We start from the raw sequence: 23440 nt of genomic DNA on the forward strand, positions 1-23440 counted from the left end.
CGGATCCGTTTTCCCAAAAACCTCTTCCGTTTTTAGAAAAACGGTACCCGTTTCCGCAAAAATGGTTCCACATCAGATCGAACTGGTTCCAGAGGCGAGCGAACCGGATCCGTTTCTCCCGAGACGGAGCAGACTGTGCCAGATTAATAAGTTACACAGGCGTCCCCCTCCCCCTACTTTCCCAGATCACGCAGCGACTAAGGTCACGAGGGATGTTTTTTCTCATCTTCTTGACCTGTATCAAAGGCTGGAATCGACACGAGTGGCATTATATGATCATGATAGCTCCTCGAGTGACCATAATGAGTATCGCACTCCTGCTGGTGTTCGTATTTTTCGCCGGTGCCGCTGCAGCTTCCGGCCACAGCCTTGAATTCAACGCCACATCCGACCTAACCGCGTCTTCCCTTGAAAACCCGCACGGTTGTGATGATAAACCCGCTGATGATAATCATGATGGAATCCGGTGCTGCCAACAGGATGTTCCTTACGGGACGCTTGAGGGTAACGGTTACGAACTGAAGATAACGGAACGGAAACTTACCTGGCATTTCGCCGTACGTGGGCTTGACGGATACACCAGGCGCGTCTATATACCTCCACGGTGACCTCTTTGCTGTGCAAACCTCTCACAAGATGCACAACATCCGGGCACAGCGGTGCCTGGTAACCTGACACAAGTAGATCTTTCCATGATGGGATCCGTAAAAATTACAGTAGCAGGAATTGCCGCAGCAGTCGCAGTCTCACTGGCAACGCCCAAGTTGGCGTCCGCACATTGTGACACGCTGGACGGCCCCGTGGTGCAGGACGCGCGCACAGCGCTGGAAACAAAAAATGTCACGCCGGTTCTCAAATGGGTGCAGGCGAAGGACGAAAAGGCAGTTAAAGCGGCATTCGAAAAGGCGGTTGCGGCCAAGGGGAGCAAATCCGAAGCCGCACATAAGCAGTTTTTCGCCACCCTGGTGAAGGTGCACCGCGCCGGCGAAGGCGCGCCTTACACAGGTCTGAAACCGGCAGGTGCCGTAGAACCTGCGGTAGCCGAGGCAGACAAGGCGCTGGCGACTGGATCGGCTGACAGCTTGGTGCGACTGGTCACTGAGGATATCACAGCAGGTATCCGGAAACGCTACGAGCGTACCCAAGCGGCGTACAGCCACAAGGACGAAAGTGTTGCCCAGGGCCGCGAGTTCGTGGAGGCCTATGTCGACTTCACCCACTTCGTGGAGAAGGTGCATCTTTCCGCCACAGGCACAGCCCACGGTGCCCACGCTGAGCATACCCGCCACGCCCCTTCCGGGCACGGCAGCGAAAAACACTGAGAATGACATCAAGGGGCTCCGCAAGGAGCCCCTTGATGTATTACGGCCGCCAAGACAAGACAGCGCGGGCAAGCAAGCCGACCTGAAACCCGTCTAATGCAACGTCTTTACACCTGTCGTAGATCTTTACATCTTTTCCTCGTGCATCCTTCAAAAATCCTAGTTCGACCATCTTCACGCCAAGCACCTCGCGCCGTAAGCTGCTGATTTTACGATATTGGCACGGGAGTTGCCGATAATGGGGAGTTTGTAAATCCTAGGAACAGGAGGGTATGAGAATGAGAGCGATTTGGGCAGGGATTCTGACGGCAGCGCTTATGCTTGGCGCGACCGGGATCGCCGGGGCGACCTTCTACACGAGCACCACCGACCTGGACAAGATCCTGACCGGCGCCGGCACATTGTCTTGGCAGCAGGACATGCCGGGCGACTTCGAGATGCCATACGACACCGTCAACAGCGCCAAGCTGACGATCTACTCGAACTTCGTCAACGGCGGCAACGACGCTGTACAGGTGGAAAGTAACATCTTGGGGATCCTCAAGAACGACACCGGCTGGACCTGGTTCTGGAACCCGATGGAATCGACCGGGTTCGACGTCGCCTCGAGCATCACCGCGCCATGGGGGCAGGGGCAATCCCTGGACATCTCGCTCCTCTACGACGAAAGGGGCTGCCTTAATTTCCTCTACCTGGACAAGTCAGTGCTGTGCCTCAACTATAACAACCAGGTCGCCCCGGTCCCCGAGCCCGGCACCATGCTACTTGTGGGCATAGGGCTCGCCGGGATCGCGATCTACGGAAAGCGTCGCAGAAACGAGGCATAACCGTCCGTACGATCTCCGCAGGGCGAAGGGGCTTTACATAACGTGTAAAGCCCCTTTTACATAAATGCAAGTACCTCAGGCCGAAGACGGGCCAGCGTCCCCTCCAGAAACAAAGTGCATCTCTGTCCCCAGTCTCCCCCGAATGATGACACAGGAATAGCCGTCACTTTTCTAGCGGTCGTGCCGACCGACGGGCCTGCTGCTTGTGACAGCAGCGCCCCCACTGCGACTTAGGCCTCTTTTGCATCGATGTTCAGGGCATGAATGCTCTCACACAGCGCAGTCAACTTGTACGGCTTCTGAATGAATCCTGCCAGCCCTTTGCCGATGAACTTCTGCGTCACTTCCAGTTCGCCAAATCCACTACTCATGATCACTTTGACGTTCGGATTCAGCGCCCGCAGCTCCCTGAAGCATTGTTCGCCATCCATGAAAGGCATGGTGAGGTCGAGGATGACGAAACTGATATCATGGCGTGATCGGTAAGCCTCAATAGCTTCACGACCGTCGTTAGCGGTAAGGACGTTGAAACCCATTTCCTGAAGCATTTTTGTTCCAATATCTCGAACGGTCTCCTCGTCGTCGACAAGCAGCACCGTTCCCTTAAAGCTTCCATGATCGCTCTTGGCAACGTGCTTGACCATTTCGACGGCTTTGTCGCTCGCGGGGAGAAGAATCTTGAAGGTACTCCCCTTGCCCAACTCACTGTACACCTTCACGGCTCCCTTGTGCCCGCGGATGATGCCGAGGACCGCTGCCATGCCGAGGCCCCTGCCGGTAAACTTCGTCGTGAAAAACGGGTCGAAAAGCTTGGCGAGCGTGTCTTTGCTCATGCCGCATCCGGTGTCAGCGATTTCAATAAAGACGTAAGGTCCTTCCTTTAACTGCTCATCGAGCAGGGCATCTTTCAGGTAGCCGCTGTCACAGTCCAAGCACCCGGTTGTGACGGCGATGACGCCGTTATCCTCGCCAATGGCTTCCGAGGCGTTGATGACCAGATTCATGATGACCTGGCGGATCTGGGTGGCATCCGCCTCTACCGGGAGCAAGGGGCGGTTGAGATTGAGGTGCAATACCGCCTTCTTGGAAATGGACACTTGCAGGATGTGCAGCATTTCTTCCAGTAGGTCGTTGATATCGTGGTTACTGATGACGAATTTCCCCTTGCCGGAGTACGCAAGCATCTGCTTCGCCAGATCGGCGGCTCGGGCAGAGGCCTTTTCTATGCTGTGCAGGTTCTCGATGGCAGGAGATTCAGGGTTGATACGCATAAGAGCCAGATCTGCATTGCCGATTATCGAGGTAAGGATGTTATTGAAGTCGTGGGCGATACCGCCGGCCAGCACCCCGAGGCTCTCAAGCTTCTGGGCATGAAGGAGCTGCTGCTCAAGTTTCAGCCGTTCCTCCATGGCGCGGTTTCGTTCAGAAATGTCGCGGGTGTATGCGAAATTGAATTCATGGTTGCCGAAATGAACGTAGTTGGCGTTGACCTCCACAGGAAATATCCGACCGTCTTTGGTGCGGTGCCGGGTCTCCAGGATGAGGTTGCCGTGTTTCCTGAGCTCTTCGAAGTGAAGGGACCACACGCCAGGCTGGTATTCCGGATCGAGATCGAAAATGCTCATGCGGAGCAGTTCGTCGCGGGAATAACCAAGTCCCTCGCAGGTTGCATCGTTGACGTAGAGGATGCGCCCTGCGCTGTTGATCCAGAACATGCTGTCGCCCGCATGGTCGACGCAAAAGCGCATTATCTGCAGCGACTCGGCAGCCGTTCTCTGCTCAGTGATGTCGTGAAAGGACCAGAAGCGGCCAACGATCTCATTGCCGACCTTCTGGGGCTGCGTGTAACGCTCGAAGATGCGGCCATCGGCAAGATAGAGCGTATCGGTACACGATGCTTCCGGGTGCTTATACAGTTCAGCGACGTGGGCGGAAAACTCGTCGGGGTTGGCCATTTGGGACGAGGCATGGGCAAGCAGCAGCTTGTGGTCGGGCATCTCGAGCAGATGCTGTGGCACCTTCCAAAGCTCGACGAACCGTTGGTTCCAGCGGGTCACCATACCCTGCCGGTTCACGATGAGGATGCCATCGGGCGTTGACTCCAACGCGGCTGTGGCCAGGGCGGTCGAATAGAGAAGTTTCAGGTCCGCCTCGCGGCGGTCTTCCTGCTTCTTCAAGATCAAACCGATGATGGTGGTGAGCACAGGATAGATGAGAAGGATAGGCAGGGCGATCTTCTTGAGGATGGCATTGCGCATTGGCGCCGGGAAGATGAACATGCACGAGAGCATGGCCAACTGGACGGCGATGCCGAAGAGGTACAACTGCAGCCAGTTGGGTACCTTGGTGAACTTCCCCTTGAACCGTCTTCCGCCAAGGCCTACCAGTGCGGTCACCACAATGACGACCGTTCCGACAATTCCCCCCGCACCCCCCTGGTAGAGCCTGAAGGCTCCGGAGATCGCAACAGCAATCGCCGTTGGGACGGTGCCGAAAAAAAGTCCGCACAGGCTGAGGAGCACCCACCTGGTGTCGAAATACAATCCCTTCTCTAGGGACCAGGGGTTGAGCATGACCGCGATGCAGATGAAGCCGACCAAGGCACCGGTCAGCCCCTCGCGCAGTTGCTTGTTTGATATCGTGTGGATGCTGAACGTGTCATAGACGACGCAAAGGATAAGCATCAATGCCGCATTGTTCAAAAAAACAGTGAAGGTATCCAAAATCCCCCCATGTCAGACTGTATGTAAGGTCAGCAAATCAGTCCATGTCCGATACGGGCAACTGCGAGAGCGGCATGATGCGTATGAAGTATCTTCGATTATGGCAATGAAAGCAATGACTCCGTGCACAAGTGCTTCAGAAAGTTGTTGCCGCGACGCATATTTGCCACCAATGTCGGTGACAGCGCTTGACCCGGACAGGGTGCAGCCAGTTCCTGACGGCGATCACTTTTGCAGGGGGAATCCGGATCGGCGCCAGCCAGCCATGTGTCCGTCAAGCAGGACGATATTCCGGTGACCGTACGCCTGTAGCAAGCTCTCAGCAATGCGTGCCCGGGGGCCATGCTCACAGGTGATGACGAGTTCCGCGTTGCGATCAGACGGAATCTTGTCCAGTCTCAGCAGAATTTTCCATGTCGGGGCATGAAGCGCACCGGGAATGTGGCCTCTTCTGAACTCGATTCCCGTCCGTACATCAACCACAATCGGTGCATTTTCCGCTTTCATGCGCTGCATCAATTCATTGGGCTGCATGGTACCTCCATAGTCACTTTTGCTCCGCGGCACCGGCTGAACATGACACCGGCTTTCTCTCTAACATACCAGACTGCCAGTTCGAATTAACTCCCAGATGTAATAATACTCGAAGTGCTGAAAGTAGACGCAAAAAAGGCACTAAGCTAAATTCAGCCCAGTGCCTTATAGTGTTTTGGTTGCGGGGATAGGATTTGAACCTATGACCTTCGGGTTATGAGCCGTTTTTGATTGTGCTGACTTCCGCTGTCAGATTAGGCAGTTCCAGTTATGTCAGACATTTAGATTCTGCACAACCCTTTCTATCTTTGTCATGTTTACCAGCTTTACCGGATTTTGGTAAACACTTTGGTACACACCTATCAGTGCCCTCCCCCCCACAATAATTCGAGCCCTCTTGGCATAACACCTGATACTATGAGGGCCGGAAACGGGATTGAATCCAGCAGCCTTAAGAAGCATTTTCCAGCAATAACGGTTGACGTTTCAATGCGTCCGAACTTTGGGAATATTGCCGTCCCAGGAGTTTCGCAGGTGGCTTGTTTAAATTAACCCTTTCTAGATTGATGATGTCAGCCCCCCGCTTGATACCCGACCAGACCCAATCCGCCGATCTTCCGCGCGGATCACTTGGAGGACGGTTTAGAGCAGGAGGTTGTCGTGTTCCCTTCGGGGCGCAAAGGCCAGCAGCGCACCTGAGTTGCTTTGCAAAAGGGAGTTGAGGAGATGGCCGGTGCAGATCCCGGTGGGGAGCGCGGCCAGGAGCAGGACGGGGAGGTAGTACACGATGGCGCCGCTTTGCAGCAAGAGGGATGCGGCCAGAAGCTGCCCGAGGTTGTGCACCGTCGCGCCCGCCACGCTGATACCGATCATGCTGAAACAGCGCGTATGCTCCAAAAGGAGCGCCATGATCAAGGTGCTGCCGAAGGCCCCGGTGACGGCGAGCAGAAAACCGGGGGACAGGAAGAATCCGCCGATCAAAGAGGCGAGCATCACCCGCAGCAGGGCAACCGTCAGCGCGTCACGCAGGCAGTAAAAACGCAGCGCCAGCAGGGTGGCGAGGTTGGCGAGTCCCAGTTTCACCCCGGGAACCGGCAGGGGGATGGCGATCATTCCCTCCACCACGTGCAGGGCCGTCCCCATGGCGACCAGCAGGGAGAGAAAAACGAGCTTCCTGGTGTCGTGTCTCATCAGCGCGTTACGGCGTCCAGCATGGCCGCCCCCTCTATGTGAATCGCGATCTCTCCCGGTACACAGATGATGGATTCCCCGGCGCGCCGGATCCACCCCTGCCTGAGGCAGATCCCGCCGGGGCAGTGCGCCTCCCGCATCCTGATCCGCATCCCCGCCACCTCCAGCTTAGCGGGGCCGCTACGCCCCTGCAGCACGAAGATGCCACGGGACGGAAGTTCGATGACGCGGACGGTCTTGCCGCGCACGGTGACCACGGCACGCGTCGCCCGGGGGCGGTCCAGTAGCAGGAAGCGTCCGTAGAGTGCAGCCGCGCAGCCGATGGCCAGGAGCAGGATCACCGCCACCAGTATCTTGTCTCCCCTGGTCATGGCCTTTCATCCCCCTTAAGGTCGATCCGGTCCTGCAGGGAGGGGGAATGACGGAGACGGCCGTCCGAGCCGATCAGGACCAGGTCGACTCCCACCATACTCCCGGCCAGATCCAGCGCCCGGTCCGGCGGGAGCACGAAGCAAGCGGTGGAGAGAATATCGGCGATTCCTGCGTCCTTGGTCACTACGGTGACGGCTGTGCTCCCGGAGGCGGGATAGCCGGTGCGGGGGTCGAGGATATGATGGTAGCGCTTGCCGGCGACCTCGAAGTAGCGGTAGTAGTCGCCCGAGGTGACAGCGGAGGTGTCTTCCAGCTTCAGGACCGCCACCACGCCCCCATCCTTCCGGGGATTTTTTATACCGATGTTCCAGGCGCCGCCGCGCGGGCTGCGCCCGAGCACCCTGATGTTCCCTCCGGCGTCGATCAGCGCCTGGCCGATGCCGTGCCGCTGCAGCACGCGGAGCGCCCTCTCGGTCGCGTACCCCTTGGCCACCGCACCGAGGTCGAGCCGCATGCCGGCCCGGCGCAGGAAGGCCGTTCCCCGCTGCCGGTCCAGCACCAGGTCCTGGCTCCCCACCAGGGCCAAGGCGGCGCGGAGGCGCTCCGGCTCGGGCACGCGCGGGTCTTTCCCTCCGAAGCCCCAAAGCTCCATGACCGGCCCCACGGTAACATCGAAGGCCCCGTGGGTCATCTCGTAGTACTTCTTGGCCAGGATGAGTATCGCCATCGTGTCGTCCTGTACCCGCACCGGTTCTCCACCGGCCGCTGCGTTGACACGGCAGACGTCGCTCGCCTCTGCGGCGGCGCTCCCCTGTTTGGGAAAACCATCGGCGAGCGCCGCGATGCGGCGCATCTCGGCGAAGGCTGCGTTGACTCCTTTTTTCACAGCTTCCCGGTCGCTGCCGTACGCCTTGATGGAGACCAGCGTGTCCATCAGGAATTCCTCTCCGGCGTACTCAACAGGGGCGCGGTGCCGGACGAGCGCGGCTCCCAGAACGACAGCGACGAACACTACCGCGACGATGGAGAGGACCCGGCTGTTCATGCCGCCTTGCAGGCGCCGCAGTTCGGGCAGGACGTGCCGGGGGGAACGGCGACTTCCAGCACCACCTCTTCGGAAAGGGGCGGGATCTTGTCGATGGCGCGCGTGGGGCACTTGGCGGCGCAGATACCGCAGTTGGTGCACTTGTCGTTGTCGATGATGGCCACGCTCCCTTCGCCGGATGCGACCACGTGCACAGCATCCTCGGGGCAGTTCTTCTCGCAGATCTTGCACTTGATGCAGGCAACCTTGCAGTTTCCTTTGGATACCTTCCCCGGCTCGGGGTTGACGCAGCGGACGTTGACCAGGTGGGAGACCCCGACCAGCTTCAGTATCTGCTGCGGGCATTCCACCACGCACCTGCTGCAGCCGGTGCAGAGGTAGTAGTCCACCACCGGCAGACCGTCCGCCCCCATCTGGATGGCACCGAATGGGCAGGCCCTGGAGCAGGATCCCTGCATGACGCAGCCGAAGTTGCAAGCCTTCTGTCCCTTGTAGTGCGCCAGGGCGGCTTGGCACTCCTTGATCCCCTGGTAGCGGAACAGCATCCTGGAGTGGCCGACGCCCCCCTGGCACAGCAACTGGGCCACCTGGCGCTCCTGGTACTCCGATGCCTCGCCCCCCAGGATCAGTGCGATCTTCTCATAGAGCGAAGCCCCCCCCGGGGCGCAGAGGGTCGGCTTGACGCTTCCCTCCACCAGCGCCTCGGCGAAGGCGGCGCATCCCGGCAGACCGCAGGAGCCGCAGTTTGCCCCCGGCATGACCTTGTTCAGCTCCTCCACCCGCGAATCCACCTCCACGGCCAATTTCTTGGAGGCGACTCCCAGGATGATTCCGAAGATCCCCCCCAGCCCCGCCAGGCACAAAACCGCAACCAGCATCGGATACCTCCTTAGATGAGCCCGGAAAAACCGAGAAATGCCATGGACATCAACGCCGCCGTCACCAGCGCGATCGGCGTCCCCTGCATGCTCTCGGGAATGTCGGCGTCCTCGAGTCGCTCACGGATCCCGGACATGAGCACCAGCGCCAGGGTGAAGCCTGCCGCGTGGCTCAGGCTATGCACCAGAACCTTCCCCAGCGTGTATTCCTTCTGAATGTTGATGATGGCGACCCCCAGCACCGCGCAGTTGGTGGTGATCAGGGGGAGGTAGATGCCGAGAGCCTTGTAAAGCGGCGGGCTGAACTTCCTGAGCACCATCTCCACAAACTGGACCAGAGAGGCGATGATGAGAATGAAGGCGAGCGTCTGCAGGTAGCCCACCCGGAAGGGGTCCAGCAGGTACCGCTGCACCAGCCAGGTCAGCGCGCCGGCGAGCACCAGCACGAAGGAGACCGCCCCCCCCATGCCGAGCGAGGCACTGAGCTTCTTGGAGACCCCCAGGAAGGGACAGATCCCCAGAAACTGGGACAGGACGATGTTGTTGATAAGTACCGCACTTACCACGATGATGAAGTATTCCTGCATGGAAAGTCCCCCTTGCTAGGCCGGTTTCTTCTGGAGCTTGTTCAGCAGACCAAGCAGGCAGCCAAGCGTGATGAACCCGCCGGGAGGGAGGATCATCAGGATGGCGGACGTTTTTCCAGGGAGGACCGGCACCCCAAGGAAGGTCCCGGCGCCCAGCACCTCCCTGAAGGTGCAAACCAAAAGCAGCGCCAGGGTGTAACCAAGCCCCATGCCGAGAGCGTCGAAGATGGAGGGGAGGACGGGGTTCTTGTTTGCGAAGGCCTCGGCGCGCCCCAGGATGATGCAGTTGACGACGATGAGGGGGATGAAGATCCCCAGCGAGATGTAGAGCTCCGGAGTGAAGGCATGCATCAACTGGTCGATCATGGTGACGAAGGCGGCGATGATGACGATGTAGGCGGGGATCCTGACGCTGTCCGGGATCACCTTGCGCAGGGCCGAGATGACGATGTTGGACGCCACCAGCACGGCCGTGAAGGCGGCACCCATCCCCAGGCCGTTCTCCACCGAGGTGGTGATGGCGAGTGAAGGGCAGCAGCCGAGCACCAGGCGGAACAGGGGGTTCTCCCGGATGATTCCCTTGCTGAATTCGTTGATGAGAGCCATGGTTTCTCCGATGCTTCTATTTCTTGCCCGGCCCGAAGGTGGCCAGGAAATGCGCCCGCGCCGCGTTGACCCCCTTGGTCACCGCCTTGGAGGTGATGGTGGATGCGGTGATCGCCTCGATCTGGTTCTCCCTCACCGGCGCGTTCTTGGTGACCTCGAGCGTCTCTCGGAGCCCCTTGCCGCGGTAGCGGTCCTGGAACTGCCTTTCCTGCGCCTTGGCCCCGAGCCCCGGGGTCTCCCGCTGGCTCAACACCTTGACCGCGATGAGCTTATTGGAGGCGATGTCGAACCCAGCCAGGAGGGAGATCGGCCCCGCGTACCCCTTTGTCTCCACTGCGTAGATGGCTCCGACCGGCTCGCCGCCGCGGTAGGCGAGGTTCACTTCCCTGAGCGCCGGGTCGTGCGCCTCCTTCAGGTAGCGCTGCGACTGGTCCTCGACCCGGTCTCCCTCGGGGTATACCTCCTTGAAGCCGTCGATCTTCTGCTGCCGGATCTGCTTCTCGATGAGCGGCGAGGTGAGGTCATTCACGTAGCTGAGCCCGGCACCGGCGACGCCGGCCACGAGCATCAGGAACAGGGAGAGCTTGACGATGTCACGCATGGGCTTTGCCCCTCCCGAACACCCGTCCCCGGCTGTAGCGGTCCAGAAGCGGGGTCACCACGTTCATCAGCAGGATGGAATAGGCGACCCCCTCGGGATACCCCCCCTTTAGGCGGATCAGGACCACCATGGCCCCGCAGCCGATTCCGAACAGGACCCGCCCGAGCTTGGTTACCGGGCTGGTCACCCAGTCGGTCGCCATGAAGAAGGCCCCCAGCATCAGGCCGCCGCTGAAGAGGTGAAAGAACGGGTACCAGGGGCCGAACCCCCTCCACGCCGCCACCAGGGATGTGAGGCAGAAGACGGAGGCGAGCATGGTCCCGGGTATGCGCCAGTCGATGTGACGGCGGTACAGGAGGTAGCCGCCGCCCAGAAGCAGGGCCAGCGCGGAGGTCTCGCCGATGCTCCCGCCCACCGAGCCGAGGAAAAGCTCTCCAATGGAGGGGAGCGGGGCGCCGGTCGCCTCCTTCATGATACCGAGGGGGGAGGCGGTGCTGACCCCGTCCAGCGGGGTGCTCCAGGAGGTCATGGCTACCGGGAAGGAGGCGAGCAGGAAGGCGCGCCCGATCAGCGCCGGGTTGAAGATGTTGTGCCCGAGGCCGCCGAAGAGATGCTTCGCGATCACTACGGCGAACACCGCCCCCAGGGCCGCCATCCAGGCAGGAAGGGCGGGGGGGAGGCAGAAGGCGAGCAGAAGGCCCGTGACCAGGGCGCTCCACTCGCCGGTCCCCTCCTTCTTCATGACCCTGAGGCAGACGAGCTCAGAGATCCAGGCGCCGCCGACGCAGGAGAGGATCACCAGCAGCGCTTGGAGACCGAAGAAATAAAGTGAGGCGGCCAGGGCGGGGGCGAGGGCGATCAGCACGTCGCGCATCGCGGTAGGCACGGTGTCCGGGCCGTGCAGGTGCGGCGCCGGGGCTACGGTCAGGAGTTGTTCCGGATTGTTCATGCTCTCTTCGCCTCCTACCCTTTCCCCGTGGCCGTCCCGGCCGCCCTTGCCGCCAGCACCGCCTGCTTTCCGCGTTTGATGTACTGGATCAGCGGGATGGCCGCGGGGCAGACGTAGACGCAGGAGCCGCACTCGATGCAGCTCATGACGTCGGCCATCTCGGCCTCCTCCCAGGCGGAGCGTCTGGCGAACTTCGCCAGCGAGGTCGGCGCCAGGAAGGCGGGGCAGGCGTCGATGCACTTGGCGCAGCGCACACAGGGATATTCCCTCCCCTTGGGGAGCTGCCCCCCGGTAAGCGCCACGATCCCGGAGGTCCCCTTCACGACCGGGACCTGGTCCGTGAAGACCGTCCTCCCCATCATCGGCCCTCCGGCCACGATCCTCTCCACCCCGTCCAGGTAGCCGCCGCTTTGGGCCGCCAGCTCCCCGAACAGGGTGCCGATCCGGACCAGGTAGTTGGCCGGCCTGGCCACCCCGTCGCCGCTCACCGTCAGGTAGCGCTCGATGAGCGGGGTGCCCAGTTCCACGGCGTCGGCCACCGCGGCAGCGGTGCCCACGTTGTTGACCAGCACGCCCACCGCGATGGGGAGGGCGCCCGGCGGCACCTCTTTTCCGGTGCAGGCGTAGATGAGCTGCTTTTCCGACCCCTGGGGGTACTTCTCGGGAACCACCGTCACGGTCACGCCGGGAAGCGACGCCGCGGCAGCGCCCAGGGCCTCGGCCGCGTCGAGCTTGTTGTCCTCGACGGCGATGATCCCCCGGGCACAGCCGACGCTGCGCATGATGTAGGAAAGTCCCGCCACGATCCGCTGCGGCCTCTCCAGCATGATCCGGTGGTCGGCGGTGAGGTAGGGCTCGCACTCGACGCCGTTCAGGATCACCGCCTCGACCTGCGTCCCTTCGACCGGGGCGTATTTCACGTGGGAGGGGAAGGTCGCGCCACCCATGCCGACGATCCCCGCCTCCTGCACGATCTCCCTGATCCTGGCAGGCTCCAAAGCGGAAGGGTCGCTGCAGGGGCGGACTGTTTCGGCCCACTCCTCGCGTCGGTCGTTTTCGATGATCACGGTCGGCACGAAGCTCCCGCCGGGATGCTCCATCACCTCGATGCCAACCACCGTGCCGCTCACGCTGGCGTGTATCAGGGAGGAGACGAAGCCGCCCCCCCTCCCGATCACCTGTCCCTTCTTCACCTGATCGCCCACCACCACCAGTGCAGCGCAAGGGGCACCGATGTGCTGGGAAAGGGGTATGTAGAGCCGGTCCGGGACGTCTGCGGCTACGGTCGGCGCCGCCGCCGTCATCCACTTGTGCCCGGGCGGGTGTATCCCTCCCGCGAAGGTAGGTCTTTTCATCGAGTTAACTCCTGTCGGAACCGCTGCCGCAAATCTATACTTCGCTGCCCCATCCCGCTCCAACCACCTTCAGCGCTGCAGGCACTCGACGCCCACCGCCGCGGCAAGCACGACCAGCAGCAGCGTCGCGCCGGCCAGGTCCGCTCCGGAGAAGGAGAGAGGGGTCATCCGGCTGCGCCCTGCCGGGCCTTGATAGCAGCGGGCTTCCATCGCCTCGGCCATCGCCTCCCCTCTGCGCGCCACCTTCCCGAAAAGCGGGATAAGGAGTGGGGGGAGACTCGCAAGGCGCCGCAGGAAGCCTTCCCGGGGGGTGTCGCCGCCTGGCGAACGCTCCCGGATCAGTTTCTCTGCCTCTTCGACAATCACCGGCAGCAGCCTCAGTGACACCTGGAGCAAGGCGGCCAGCTGCGACACCGGGAAGCCGACCCGGCCGAGCGGTCGCAACACCTTCTCGATCCCGTCCGCCAGGGAGCAGGGGGTGGTGGTGCAGGTGAGGAGCGAGGCGGTCGCCGCCATCAGCAGCAGTCGCAGCGCCATGAGCGTCACGAACAGCCCCCCCTCACGGGAGATGTGGCTAAGGGCCCCGTGTTCCGCCAGCCCCCTCCCTCCAGCATCGACCAGGTTCACCGCCCCGGTCAGCAGGGCCAGGCAGAGAACCGGCCTGAGGCTTCCCAGGGAGTGCCGCAGCGGTCTGCCGCAAGCCTTCCCGGATGCCAGGACGATGGCCAGCAGAAGGGCCAGTGCGGCCGGGGTTGCCAACGTGCAGGCGGCCGCCAGGAGAAGGAGCGCCAGGATGAACTTGGTCCTCGGGTCACACCGGTGCAGGGGCGAGGAGCCGGCGAGATAACGCCCGGCCAGCAGGGCCCGCCAGTTCGACTCCTTTTCATCTCCGGCGCGCTCGTCCGGCACCGTTTCTGACGGCTGCGGCCGGGGGACGGCCGCCTCTTCGATCGGAATCGGGGGGGCGGCCCGGGTCTGGAGCACGTCGAGCGTGATCCTCCCTTCCTTAAGCAGGACGATCCGGTCGGCAGCGGCTGCAACCTCGAAATCGCCGGTGGCCTGCAGCACCGCAATGCCTCGCTCCCTGCTCAGAGCGCGCAGCAGCCGTAGCAGTTCCTTTCTTTCAGCTCCGTTAAGCATGGCGGAGGCATCGTCCACCAGCAGGCAGTCTGGCTGCATGGCCAGGACGCCGGCCAGCGCGAGTTTCAGCTTATGCCACCCGCTCAGCAGGTGGACCGGTGCGCCGGCCTGCTCGGTGAGGGAAAGCGCCTGCAGTGCGTCTTGCACCCGCGCCCTGACCATTTGCGGGGGAAGCCCCAGATTTTCCGGGCCGAAAGCAACGTCCTCCGCCACCGTGGTGCCGATGATTTGGCTGTCGGGGTCATGAAACACCATTCCCGCCCCGCGCCTGATCTCTATGAGCCGCGCCTCGCTGCGGCTGTCCATTCCTCCGACCCACACCTCTCCCCGGTCCGGCACAAGGAGCGCGTTGCAGAGCTTCAAGAAGGTGGTCTTGCCGCTGCCGCTGTCCCCCAGCAGGGCGACGTACTCCCCCCTGGTGATGCTGACGCTCACCCTGTCCAGCACGCTGCCGGCGAGGTACGCCCCGTCTGCGTTGGGGTAGCGGAAATCAACCTTATGGAATTCGATGAGGTTCATGCCCATGAAATCCCCGTTCGCTGGAAAAACGGGGCAGGCAAGGTACCTGCCCCTCTTCCATAACCAGGAGCGTTCGAACCGCGGTGCTGAACTTGCGGTAATTTACAGGTCGGAGAGCTAAAGATTCTGCACGTCCACCACCGCGATCGCCGCCATGTTGACGATGTCATTCACGTCGTCGCCGCGCTGCAGCACGTGCACCGGCTTTTTCATCCCCATGAGGATCGGGCCGATCGCCTCCGCCCCGCCCAAGCGGCGCAGCAGCTTATAGCAGATGTTGCCCGAGCTCAGGTCCGGGAAGATCAGGATGTTGGCCGGGGTCTTCAGCTTGGAAAAAGCGAAGCCTTCCAGGAGTTCGGGGACCACGGCTGTGTCCGCCTGCATCTCCCCTTCCACTATTAAGTCGGGTGCGCGCTCCTTGACGATCTCAACGGCCCGCTTCACCTTCTTCGCCTGCGGGTGGTCCACCGACCCGAAGTTGGAGAAGGAAAGCATGGCCACCCGCGGCTCGATGTCGAGCATACGCACCTTCTCGGCGGCAAGGATGGCGGTCTCGGCCAGCTCCTCCGGCGTCGGATCGATGGTGACCGTGGTGTCCGCCAGGAAGAAGACCCCCTTCTTGAACACCATCATGTACAGGCCGTGTACGCTGGAGAGCCCCTCCTGCTTGCCGAGCACCTGCAGCGCCGGACGGATGGTTTCGGCGTAGTGGGTGTCGATCCCACCAAGCTGCGTGTCCGCGTCTCCCATCTGCACCATCATGGTGGCGAAGTGGGCGCGCGACTTGCGGCGCATGATGCGCTGGCACTCGGAGCGGGTGAGGCCCTTTCTCTGCCTAAGGCGATAGAGTTCTTCTGCATAGCTCTCAGTGAGCACGGATTCCGAGGGATCCTCGATCCGCACCTCAAAGCCCAAGTTCAAGGCATCCATCTTCTGCGTAATCTTCCTCCTGTCCCCGACCAGGATGGGCCGGGCGATTCCCTCCTCCACCAGGGTCTGGGCCGCGCGCAGGATCTTCTCGTCCTCACCTTCGGAAAAGACCACCTTCTTCGGGTCGCTCTTCGCCTTGTTGATGATCATGCGCATGATCTCTTTGGACTTGCCCTGCGAGCACTCTAGTTGCTCAATGTACCTCGCCATGTCCTCGATCGGCATGCGCGCCACACCCGTGTCCATGGCGGCCTGGGCAATCGCCGGCGCCACGTGCAAAAGGACGCGCGGATCGAACGGCTTCGGGATGATGTAGTTCCGGCCGAAGCTGAACTTCTCGTTGCCGTAGGCCTTGGAGACGGCGTCAGGCACCTCCTCGCGGGCAAGCTTCGCAAGCGCCTGCACCGCGGCGAGCTTCATCTCCTCGTTGATCGCCTTGGCGCGGACGTCAAGGGCACCCCTGAAGATGAACGGGAAGCCGAGCACGTTGTTCACCTGGTTCGGATAGTCGCTCCTGCCGGTGGCGATGATGACGTCGCCGCGCACCGCGTGCGCCTCCTCCGGGGTGATCTCCGGGTCGGGGTTCGCCATGGCGAAGATGATCGGGTTAGCGGCCATGGAGCGGACCATCTCCGGGGTGAAGGCCCCTTTGGCGGAAAGGCCGAAGAGAACGTCGGCACCGACTGCCGCCTCCTCAAGGGTGCGGAAGTGGGTGTCGGCCGCGAAGAGCTCCTTGTAGGGGTTCATCCCCTCGACACGTCCCCTGTAGATGACCCCCTTGGTGTCGCACATGATCATGTTGTCAGGCTTGACGCCCAGCGCGATGGCGAGCTTCGCGCAGGAGTTGGCCGAGGCGCCGGCGCCGTTCACGACGATGCGGATGTCCTCGATGTTCTTCCCGACAAGCATCAGGGCGTTCAGAAGGGCCGCCGAGCAGATGATGGCGGTGCCGTGCTGGTCGTCGTGGAAGACCGGGATGTTCATGGTCTTTTTGAGGGTCTCCTCGATGTAGAAGCACTCCGGCGCCTTGATGTCCTCGAGGTTTATGCCGCCGAAGGTGGGCTCCAGGAGCTGGCAGGCCTTGATGATCTCGTCCGGGTTCCCGGTGTCCAGTTCGATGTCGAAGACGTCTATGTCGGCGAAGCGCTTGAAGAGGACCCCCTTCCCCTCCATGACCGGCTTGCCGGCCAGCGCGCCCAGGTTGCCAAGTCCGAGGACGGCGGTGCCGTTGGAGACGACCGCGACCAGGTTCCCCTTGGCGGTGTACTTGTAGGCGTCGTCCGGGTTTTCCTGAATGGCGAGGCACGGCTCCGCGACCCCCGGGGAGTAGGCGAGCGACAAGTCCGCCGCGGTCTGGCACGGTTTGGTGGCGATGACTTCTATCTTTCCTTTTCTTCCGCCCGAGTGGTAGTCGAGTGCGTTGATCTTCTTGCTCATTTAACGGTTCTCCAAGAATTCGGCTGCTGCGGCTGAGCATTGCCGGGGATCCAGATCTGCAATGCCTCTCGCATCAAGTCGGATATAGTTTTTTGTGATTGCCGGGACAGCATATGGAGGTTTTCGTGATCTTCCTCGCTCACTCGTACCGACACGATGTGGTATTTAGGGTTATCTGTGTGCTTGAACATCTCGTCCTCCACAAACAACAATTCAGACGACTAACAAGGCTTGTAAACTTTCAATAGCGCCTGGGCCATCTCTGCAGGGGTGTCGGCCACGCTGATGCCGCACTCCTTGAGCACCGCCACCTTCTCGGTCGCGGTCCCCTTGCCGCCGGAGATGATGGCGCCGGCGTGCCCCATTCTCTTGCCCGGGGGGGCGGTTACCCCGGCGATGTAGGCCGCAACCGGCTTGGTCATGTGCTCCTTGACGAAGCGCGCCGCCTCCTCCTCGGCGCTACCGCCGATCTCGCCGATCATGATCACCGCCTCGGTGTCCGGGTCCTCCTCGAAGAGGCGCAGGCAGTCGATGTGGCTCGTGCCGTTCACCGGGTCGCCGCCGATGCCGACGCAGGTGGACTGCCCGAGGCCGATGCTGGTCAGCTGCCAGACCGCCTCGTAGGTGAGCGTGCCGGAGCGGGAAACGACGCCGACCTTGCCGGGCTTGTGGATGTAGCCGGGCATGATGCCGATCTTGCACTGGCCGGGGGTGATCACGCCGGGGCAGTTGGGCCCGATGAGCCGGGTCTTCTTGCCCACCAGGTACTGCTTTACCTTGACCATGTCGAGGACCGGAATCCCCTCGGTGATGCAGCAGACGAGTTCCACCCCCGCGTCCACCGCCTCCATGATGGAGTCCGCGGCGAACGGGGGGGGTACGTAGATGACGGAGGCCGTGGCGCCGGTCGCCTGAAGGGCGTCGGCCACGGTGTCGAACACGGGGAAGCCGTCCACCACGGTGCCCCCCTTGCCCGGGGTGACGCCCCCCACCATCTGCGTGCCGTACTCGCGGGCGCCCTGCGCGTGGAAAAGGCCGGTCGCGCCGGTGATCCCCTGGGTGATGACCCTGGTGTCCTTGTTTATCATTATGCTCATGGCGTCCCTCCTTACGCGGCGGCCGCGACGGCGGCCACGATTTTCTGCGCTCCGTCGGCCATGCCGTCGGCGGCTACTATGTTGAGGCCGCTCTCGGCCAGAAGGCGCTTGCCCAGTTCCACGTTGGTCCCCTCCAGCCGGACCACGAGCGGCACCTGGATGCCGACCTGGCGGGCCGCCTCGATGACGCCGGTGGCTATCACGTCGCACTTCATGATGCCACCGAAGATGTTGACCAGGATCCCCTTCACGTTCTTGTCCGAGAGGATGATCTTGAAGGCCTCGGTGACGCGCTCGATGGTGGCCCCGCCCCCGACGTCCAGGAAGTTGGCCGGGTCGCCGCCATAGTGCTTGATGATGTCCATGGTGGCCATGGCAAGACCTGCGCCGTTCACCAGGCAGCCGATGTTGCCGTTAAGCGAGATGTAGGAGAGGTCGTGCTGGGACGCTTCCACCTCGTTCGGGTCCTCCTCGTCGAAGTCGCGCATGTCGCCGATCTGCAGGTGGCGGAACAGGGCGTTGTCGTCGAAGCCGAACTTGGCGTCCAGGGCGAGCAGGTCCCCCTCGGCCGTCACGACCAGCGGGTTAATCTCGAGAAGGGAGCAGTCGCAGGCGACGAAGGTGTTGTACAGGTTGGAGAGGACCTTGACCGCCTTGTTGGTGAGCTTGCCTTTGAGCCCCAGGCTGAAGGCGATCTTGCGGCACTGGAACGGGGTAAGCCCCACCAGGGGATAAACCGCCTCGGTGAAGATCTTTTCGGGAGTCTTGGCTGCCACCTCTTCGATGTCCATGCCCCCCTCGGTGGAGGCCATGATGGTGACGCGCGAGGTGCCGCGGTCCACCAGGAGGCTCATATAAAGCTCGTTGGCGATATTGCAGCCGTTCTCGACGAGGACCCGGTGCACCACTTTCCCCTCCGGGCCGGTCTGGTGCGTTCTTAAGGTCATCCCCAGCATGTCGCGGGCGATCATCTGCACCTCGCTGGAGCTTCTGGCCAGCTTGACGCCCCCCCCCTTGCCGCGCCCGCCAGCATGAATCTGGGCCTTCACCACCCAAGGCCCCTCGCCAAGACGCTTGGCCCATTCCCTTGCGCTCGCGCCGTTGTAGCAGACGTGACCGTCCGGAACCGGCACGCCGAATTTTCTCAGGATCGCTTTTGCTTGATACTCGTGAACGTTCATCAAGTAACTCCTTCATGACGGTGATCTTGGTTTTGTCCAGCCTTAGCGAAGGCACGGCTGGCAGGCTCAGCTTTGCTCCCATAGCCCTCCTGGCAAGGCCATAAGGTCATGGCGTGATCCGCTGCCAGTACGGCGCGAGGCCGTACTGGCAGCGGCAGTGTTAGAACAGCAGCTGGGCCTGGAGGCGGGCCGTCAGGTCGTCGGCCTTGTTCTTGTAGGTGTGTCTGTTGCCTATGTCTCCCTGGATTTTCAGACTGTGCCCGTACAGGAAGTAATTTACTCCCCCCTGGACCTCGGAGAGCATGTCATTGGCGAGGTAGCGATTAGGGTCCATCCAGGCGTAGCGCACAGCAAGTTCCAAACGCTTCGGGATCACGAAGTAGCCCGCCTGCAGATATGCGCCCCGCGCAATGACCTGCTTGTCCGAGGTCTCACCCTTGCCCTTAGCCCAGAAGTGTTCCCCCTGTAGGGACGCCCCCAGCCACTTAAACGCCAAGTCGACCTCGTTGCTGTCCACCGTTATTTTCTCCGCAGTGGTCCCGAAATACTTGGCCTTGACAGCTGTCCCCAGCCAACCGTTGGCATCGGTTACGAAGTTGGAGTTGTTGTTGTCGACGGCCGTGGTGGCGGAAGCGCCGCTTCCGGTGACGGTTTTCTTCAGGGTGTTCATGTAATAGCTGGTTCCCACAGAGACCAGTGGTTTCGCCGAGTACTCCAGATCGCCTTCGGCATATTTCATGTCGCCAAGAGGGTTGACGGTGAGCCTGAAGTTGTACGCGTTGTCGTCGGTCTTGTTCTTGGTATTCTGTCCGGCTCCGCCGAAGACGCCCGCATCGTACTTGACGATTCCCTTCATCAGGTCGCCGTGCAGATTGACGCCGGTGTCGTAACCCATCATGAAAGCGTTTCTGACGAATGAGCCGTCCACGAACTGCTGGGCCGTGTTGGAGGTGATCCACTGGCGTGCAAATTGGATCTTCTCCTGCCCCAGCATGATCTGCGCCTCATCGAGCAGTCGGTACTTGATGTTCGCCGTCTCGATGGCCTTGTTCGGTGTGGAGGAGAGCATCGACCAGTTGTAGGAGAGGTTGTAGGTCAGGTCCTTGCTGAAGGCATAGCCGCCGAGCAGCGTCTTGACCCTACGGAGGTAGAACAGGCTGGTATCCGTTTTTGTGGGTTCGTCGAAGTTATCATTTTGGTACTGCACCTGGATCTGCCCCCCCAGGTTCAGTTGGAATTTCTCATCAGGTGAGGTGAAAACGAAACCCTTCCCGAGCTTGTAATCGTACGCCTTGTTTTTCGTTACCTCCTTGTATTCGGTTTCAGTAATGAGCCCCTTTTCCTTCAGGACATCCTCCACGCTCTTCGCACGGGCATCGTGTGCCGCCCCCATAATTGAAATCAGTCCGGCTGCTATTGCAAATTTACGATTCATCACGTCTCCTTATTTATTTTATGTACGGTTCAATAGCTGCTCCCTGTCATTTGAATCCTGACCGGGAAGATACGTCTGCGACCCTGCCGGGTGTCACTCCGACCCGAGGGTCGGCATGGTGCTCTTTTCGACCGCGTTTCGCAGCAGCGCCCCGAACCGGTAGATGCCATGCACGAATTTACCGTAGGGCATGGTCAGGAAGAGCCCCATCACGATGCCCAGGTGGGCAACCATGACCGGGCCGGAGAAGGTGGTCTCGCGCAGCGCCGTCAGCATGAAGCCGGTTAGACTGGCCAGAAACAGCAGCACGAGGAATCCGGCGTCCATGCCGTTTTGTCTGTGGTCCACCAGCAGGGAGTTGCGCCTGGTCTTCAGCCAGAGCAGTCCGGCAGGGCCGATCAGCAGCCCGATGCCGCCCAGCGACCCCAGAATGACAGGGAGGCTCCGGAGCAGCTCGAGCTGCGGGGCACCCGGCCTTCCCAACAGGGAGGCAACGGTCGGTATCGGGGGGGGGCCTTCCCATCCCAGGACGTAATGAAAGACGGTTCCCACGGCGGTTGCGGCAAAGCAGAGGGCGAACCCGTAAAACGTCGCGTGGTGGAACCGTCGGCGTACGTTCGAAGGGGTCTCATCAGGATAGGCGCAGCCGTCCTCGGCTCCGTCGAGATACCTGAGCAGCAGCGTGTCACTAAGAGCCTGGACGAAGGCCCCTGGAGTGACCGCCGGGGCGGCTTTTCCTTCGGTGTCCTTCCAGAAGCGGACAAACCCGATGGCAAAGGCGGTGGCGATGAGGACGGCGACTATGCCGAAGGTGACGACCATGGCCTCGTGGGACATGACCGCGTAGAAGGCCCCTTTGACGTCGCTATGCGCCGCCAGGAAAGAGGCGGGGCCGCCGGAACCTAAGATGACGGCAAGAACGACGATCATGCTTGCCGCGGTGACCACCCCGGTCACCAACCCGTTTTTGTGGAACAGCTCCGCGAACATCCCGGGCCAGGCATACTTGCGGTAGGTCTCCAGCCTGATCTCGGCGAGCGTCTTCGGGAAGTTCAACTCGAATTCCTGCGGCGGCGCGTATTGGCAGGCGTAGTAGCACTCCGTGCAGTTGTGGCAGAGGTTGGCGAGGTAATTCAGGTCGCTTTCCTCAAAGGTGAGCCGCCGCTCCATGGCGGGGAACACCGCGCAAAACCCTTCGCAGTAGCGGCAGGCATTGCAGATCCTCATGATCCGTTCACCCTCCTGTACAAGTTCCGGTGAAACGTTGCTATGCTTTGACATAACGTGCCGCCTCCTCTCCAGCTATCCGGCCAAATATCGTGCCGATGGTCATTCCTATCCCTGCCAGGTACCCCTTGCCCAGAATGTTCCCGGCCATGATCTCGCCGGCCGCGTAGATGTTCTTGGACGGCTTGTCATCCTGCATGATGACCTTGGCTGATTCGTTAACGGCCACCCCCAGGTAGGTGAAGGTGATGCCGGGCCTCAGCGGGTACGCGTAGAAAGGGGGCTTGTCAATCCTGCGCGCCCAGTTGGTCTTCGGCGGGGTGAGTCCGGCTGTGGCACACTTGTCCATGATGGCATGGTCGAAGGCACCGGGCTGGACAGCCCCGTTAAACTCGTTCACGGTCGCCTCAAGCGCTGCGGGATCGAGTTTCAGGAGTCCGGCGAGTTCCCGGATCGAGTTGGCTTCGACGGGAGGGAACACGGGGGGCATGAAGGTCCCCATCGCCTTGGAATCGATGATGGAGTAGCCGATCTGGTCAGGCTGCCCCGCAACCAGCCTGCCCCAGATCGCATAGCGCTTGGGCCAGAAATCCTCCCCCTCGTCGTAGAAGCGCTGCGCATTCTTGTTGACGACGATGCCGAGCGAGACGCAGTCGACACGGGTGATGATGCCGCCGTCAAAGCGCGGGGCCCGGGCGTCGATGGCGACGGCGTGGCACTGGGTCGGGTCACCGACCGTCTTTGCCCCCTGCTCCATGAGCAGACGGAGGATGTTGCCGTTGGAGTAAGGGGTGCCGCGGATGATGAAGTTTTCAGCCACATCCCCCCAGGCCTTCTTGAGCCACGGTATGTTGGCCTGGAAGCCTCCCGAGGCGGCCACGAGAGCCTTTGCCCGGACCTCGTGAGAGAACCCCCTCCGGCTGAAAAGGGCCGAGGTAAAGCGGCCGTCCGTGATCTTCAGCTCGCGCACCTCGCTGCCGTACTCGATCTCCACCCCGAGACTCTCGGCGGTGCGGTACAGCGCGTTGACCAGCGCCTTCCCGCCGCCGAGGAAGAAGGCGTTGGTGCGCGACAGGTGTAAGGTGCCGCCCAGCGAGGGCTGGAACCGGATCCCCTGCTGCATCATCCACTGCATGCAGGTCTCCGACTGACGGATCGCCATACGGGCCAGGGGCTCATTGGTCATGCCGCCGGTCACCTTCATGAAATCCTCCCAGTACTCCTCTTCCGTGTAGGCATCCGTCAGCACGGCCATCGGGGCCTTGTGCATGCAGCGCAGATTCCGGGTGTGCCGGCTGTTGCCGCCACGGAAGTCCTTGGGGGCGCTCTCCAGCACCAGGACGCTCGCCCCCGAGCGGCGTGCGGATATGGCGGCGCAAAGCGCCGCATTTCCTCCGCCTATCACCAAAACATCGTAGATCTTTGAAAATTCCATATTTTTGTCCCCGTTTAGAGATTTGTTACCGGTACGTTCCCGGCTGCCA

The 23440-nt window shown here is 61.4% G+C and carries 22 protein-coding genes; 3 read left to right on the plus strand and 19 right to left on the minus strand.

Annotated features, from left to right (window positions below; all coding sequences use genetic code 11):
• Positions 1-272: 272 nt before the first annotated feature.
• From JFN90_RS06495 to JFN90_RS06505, 3 genes are all read left to right on the plus strand, one after another.
• Positions 273-608 carry a hypothetical protein gene (locus JFN90_RS06495; RefSeq protein ID WP_199394305.1) on the plus strand — a complete coding sequence of 112 codons (336 nt, stop codon included), beginning with the start codon at positions 273-275 and terminating at the stop codon, positions 606-608.
• An 84-nt stretch (positions 609-692) separates the two neighbouring features.
• On the plus strand, positions 693-1322 hold the full coding sequence (locus JFN90_RS06500; RefSeq protein ID WP_199394306.1) for a DUF6448 family protein: 630 nt from the start codon (positions 693-695) through the stop codon (positions 1320-1322).
• Between the two features lie 278 nt (positions 1323-1600).
• Positions 1601-2149 (plus strand): PEP-CTERM sorting domain-containing protein, encoded by a 549-nt coding sequence (locus JFN90_RS06505; RefSeq protein ID WP_236018900.1) that lies wholly within the window; start codon positions 1601-1603, stop codon positions 2147-2149.
• A gap of 230 nt (positions 2150-2379) precedes the next feature.
• Here JFN90_RS06505 and JFN90_RS06510 read toward each other — a convergent pair whose 3' ends face one another.
• The 19 genes from JFN90_RS06510 to tcuA all read right to left on the minus strand — a co-directional run bounded on the left by JFN90_RS06510 (position 2380) and on the right by tcuA (position 23391).
• Complete coding sequence (locus tag JFN90_RS06510) at positions 2380-4872, minus strand: LytS/YhcK type 5TM receptor domain-containing protein (protein ID WP_199394308.1); 2493 nt, start codon at positions 4870-4872, stop codon at positions 2380-2382.
• Positions 4873-5097: 225 nt separating this feature from the next.
• Positions 5098-5406: a rhodanese-like domain-containing protein gene (locus JFN90_RS06515; protein ID WP_199394309.1), complete on the minus strand. Its 309-nt coding sequence runs from the start codon at positions 5404-5406 to the stop codon at positions 5098-5100.
• Between the two features lie 642 nt (positions 5407-6048).
• Positions 6049-6597 carry a Gx transporter family protein gene (locus JFN90_RS06520; protein ID WP_199394310.1) on the minus strand — a complete coding sequence of 183 codons (549 nt, stop codon included), beginning with the start codon at positions 6595-6597 and terminating at the stop codon, positions 6049-6051.
• The gene (locus JFN90_RS06525; RefSeq protein ID WP_199394311.1) at positions 6597-6968 is read right to left on the minus strand and encodes a NusG domain II-containing protein; all 372 of its coding nucleotides are present in this window, start codon (positions 6966-6968) and stop codon (positions 6597-6599) included. Before JFN90_RS06525 ends, JFN90_RS06520 begins: the two co-directional genes overlap by 1 nt.
• Positions 6965-8014 (minus strand): FAD:protein FMN transferase, encoded by a 1050-nt coding sequence (locus JFN90_RS06530; RefSeq protein WP_199394312.1) that lies wholly within the window; start codon positions 8012-8014, stop codon positions 6965-6967. The genes JFN90_RS06525 and JFN90_RS06530 overlap by 4 nt, the downstream gene beginning before the upstream one ends.
• Positions 8011-8892 carry an RnfABCDGE type electron transport complex subunit B gene (locus JFN90_RS06535; protein WP_199394313.1) on the minus strand — a complete coding sequence of 294 codons (882 nt, stop codon included), beginning with the start codon at positions 8890-8892 and terminating at the stop codon, positions 8011-8013. The genes JFN90_RS06530 and JFN90_RS06535 overlap by 4 nt, the downstream gene beginning before the upstream one ends.
• 11 nt (positions 8893-8903) lie before the next feature.
• Complete coding sequence (gene rsxA, locus JFN90_RS06540) at positions 8904-9479, minus strand: electron transport complex subunit RsxA (protein WP_199394314.1); 576 nt, start codon at positions 9477-9479, stop codon at positions 8904-8906.
• 15 nt (positions 9480-9494) lie between these two features.
• The gene (rsxE, locus tag JFN90_RS06545) at positions 9495-10085 is read right to left on the minus strand and encodes an electron transport complex subunit RsxE (protein WP_199394315.1); all 591 of its coding nucleotides are present in this window, start codon (positions 10083-10085) and stop codon (positions 9495-9497) included.
• 16 nt (positions 10086-10101) lie between these two features.
• On the minus strand, positions 10102-10686 hold the full coding sequence (locus JFN90_RS06550) for an RnfABCDGE type electron transport complex subunit G (protein ID WP_199394316.1): 585 nt from the start codon (positions 10684-10686) through the stop codon (positions 10102-10104).
• Positions 10679-11635 carry an RnfABCDGE type electron transport complex subunit D gene (locus tag JFN90_RS06555; protein ID WP_199394317.1) on the minus strand — a complete coding sequence of 319 codons (957 nt, stop codon included), beginning with the start codon at positions 11633-11635 and terminating at the stop codon, positions 10679-10681. Before JFN90_RS06555 ends, JFN90_RS06550 begins: the two co-directional genes overlap by 8 nt.
• Before the next feature lie 14 nt (positions 11636-11649).
• The gene (gene rsxC, locus JFN90_RS06560; protein WP_199394318.1) at positions 11650-12990 is read right to left on the minus strand and encodes an electron transport complex subunit RsxC; all 1341 of its coding nucleotides are present in this window, start codon (positions 12988-12990) and stop codon (positions 11650-11652) included.
• A gap of 69 nt (positions 12991-13059) precedes the next feature.
• Positions 13060-14655: a CbiQ family ECF transporter T component gene (locus JFN90_RS06565; protein WP_199394319.1), complete on the minus strand. Its 1596-nt coding sequence runs from the start codon at positions 14653-14655 to the stop codon at positions 13060-13062.
• 111 nt (positions 14656-14766) lie between these two features.
• Entirely contained in the window at positions 14767-17016 is a 2250-nt protein-coding gene (locus JFN90_RS06570; RefSeq protein WP_199394320.1) for an NADP-dependent malic enzyme, read from the minus strand.
• Entirely contained in the window at positions 17013-17207 is a 195-nt protein-coding gene (locus JFN90_RS06575; RefSeq protein ID WP_199394321.1) for a ribbon-helix-helix domain-containing protein, read from the minus strand. Before JFN90_RS06575 ends, JFN90_RS06570 begins: the two co-directional genes overlap by 4 nt.
• 30 nt (positions 17208-17237) lie before the next feature.
• The gene (sucD, locus tag JFN90_RS06580) at positions 17238-18113 is read right to left on the minus strand and encodes a succinate--CoA ligase subunit alpha (RefSeq protein ID WP_199394322.1); all 876 of its coding nucleotides are present in this window, start codon (positions 18111-18113) and stop codon (positions 17238-17240) included.
• Positions 18114-18124: 11 nt separating this feature from the next.
• A complete protein-coding gene (gene sucC / locus JFN90_RS06585; RefSeq protein WP_199394323.1) occupies positions 18125-19294 on the minus strand; it encodes an ADP-forming succinate--CoA ligase subunit beta in 1170 nt (389 codons plus the stop codon).
• A 160-nt stretch (positions 19295-19454) separates the two neighbouring features.
• On the minus strand, positions 19455-20729 hold the full coding sequence (locus tag JFN90_RS06590) for a porin (protein ID WP_199394324.1): 1275 nt from the start codon (positions 20727-20729) through the stop codon (positions 19455-19457).
• A gap of 93 nt (positions 20730-20822) precedes the next feature.
• Complete coding sequence (gene tcuB / locus JFN90_RS06595) at positions 20823-22010, minus strand: tricarballylate utilization 4Fe-4S protein TcuB (protein ID WP_199394325.1); 1188 nt, start codon at positions 22008-22010, stop codon at positions 20823-20825.
• Positions 21997-23391, minus strand: a complete 1395-nt coding sequence (gene tcuA, locus JFN90_RS06600) for an FAD-dependent tricarballylate dehydrogenase TcuA (RefSeq protein ID WP_215906727.1) — start codon at positions 23389-23391, stop codon at positions 21997-21999. The genes tcuB and tcuA overlap by 14 nt, the downstream gene beginning before the upstream one ends.
• Between the last annotated feature and the right edge of the window lie 49 nt (positions 23392-23440).

Origin of the sequence: Geomonas propionica, from assembly GCF_016458235.1 — a bacterium.
In the GTDB taxonomy this organism is placed as follows: domain Bacteria; phylum Desulfobacterota; class Desulfuromonadia; order Geobacterales; family Geobacteraceae; genus Geomonas; species Geomonas propionica.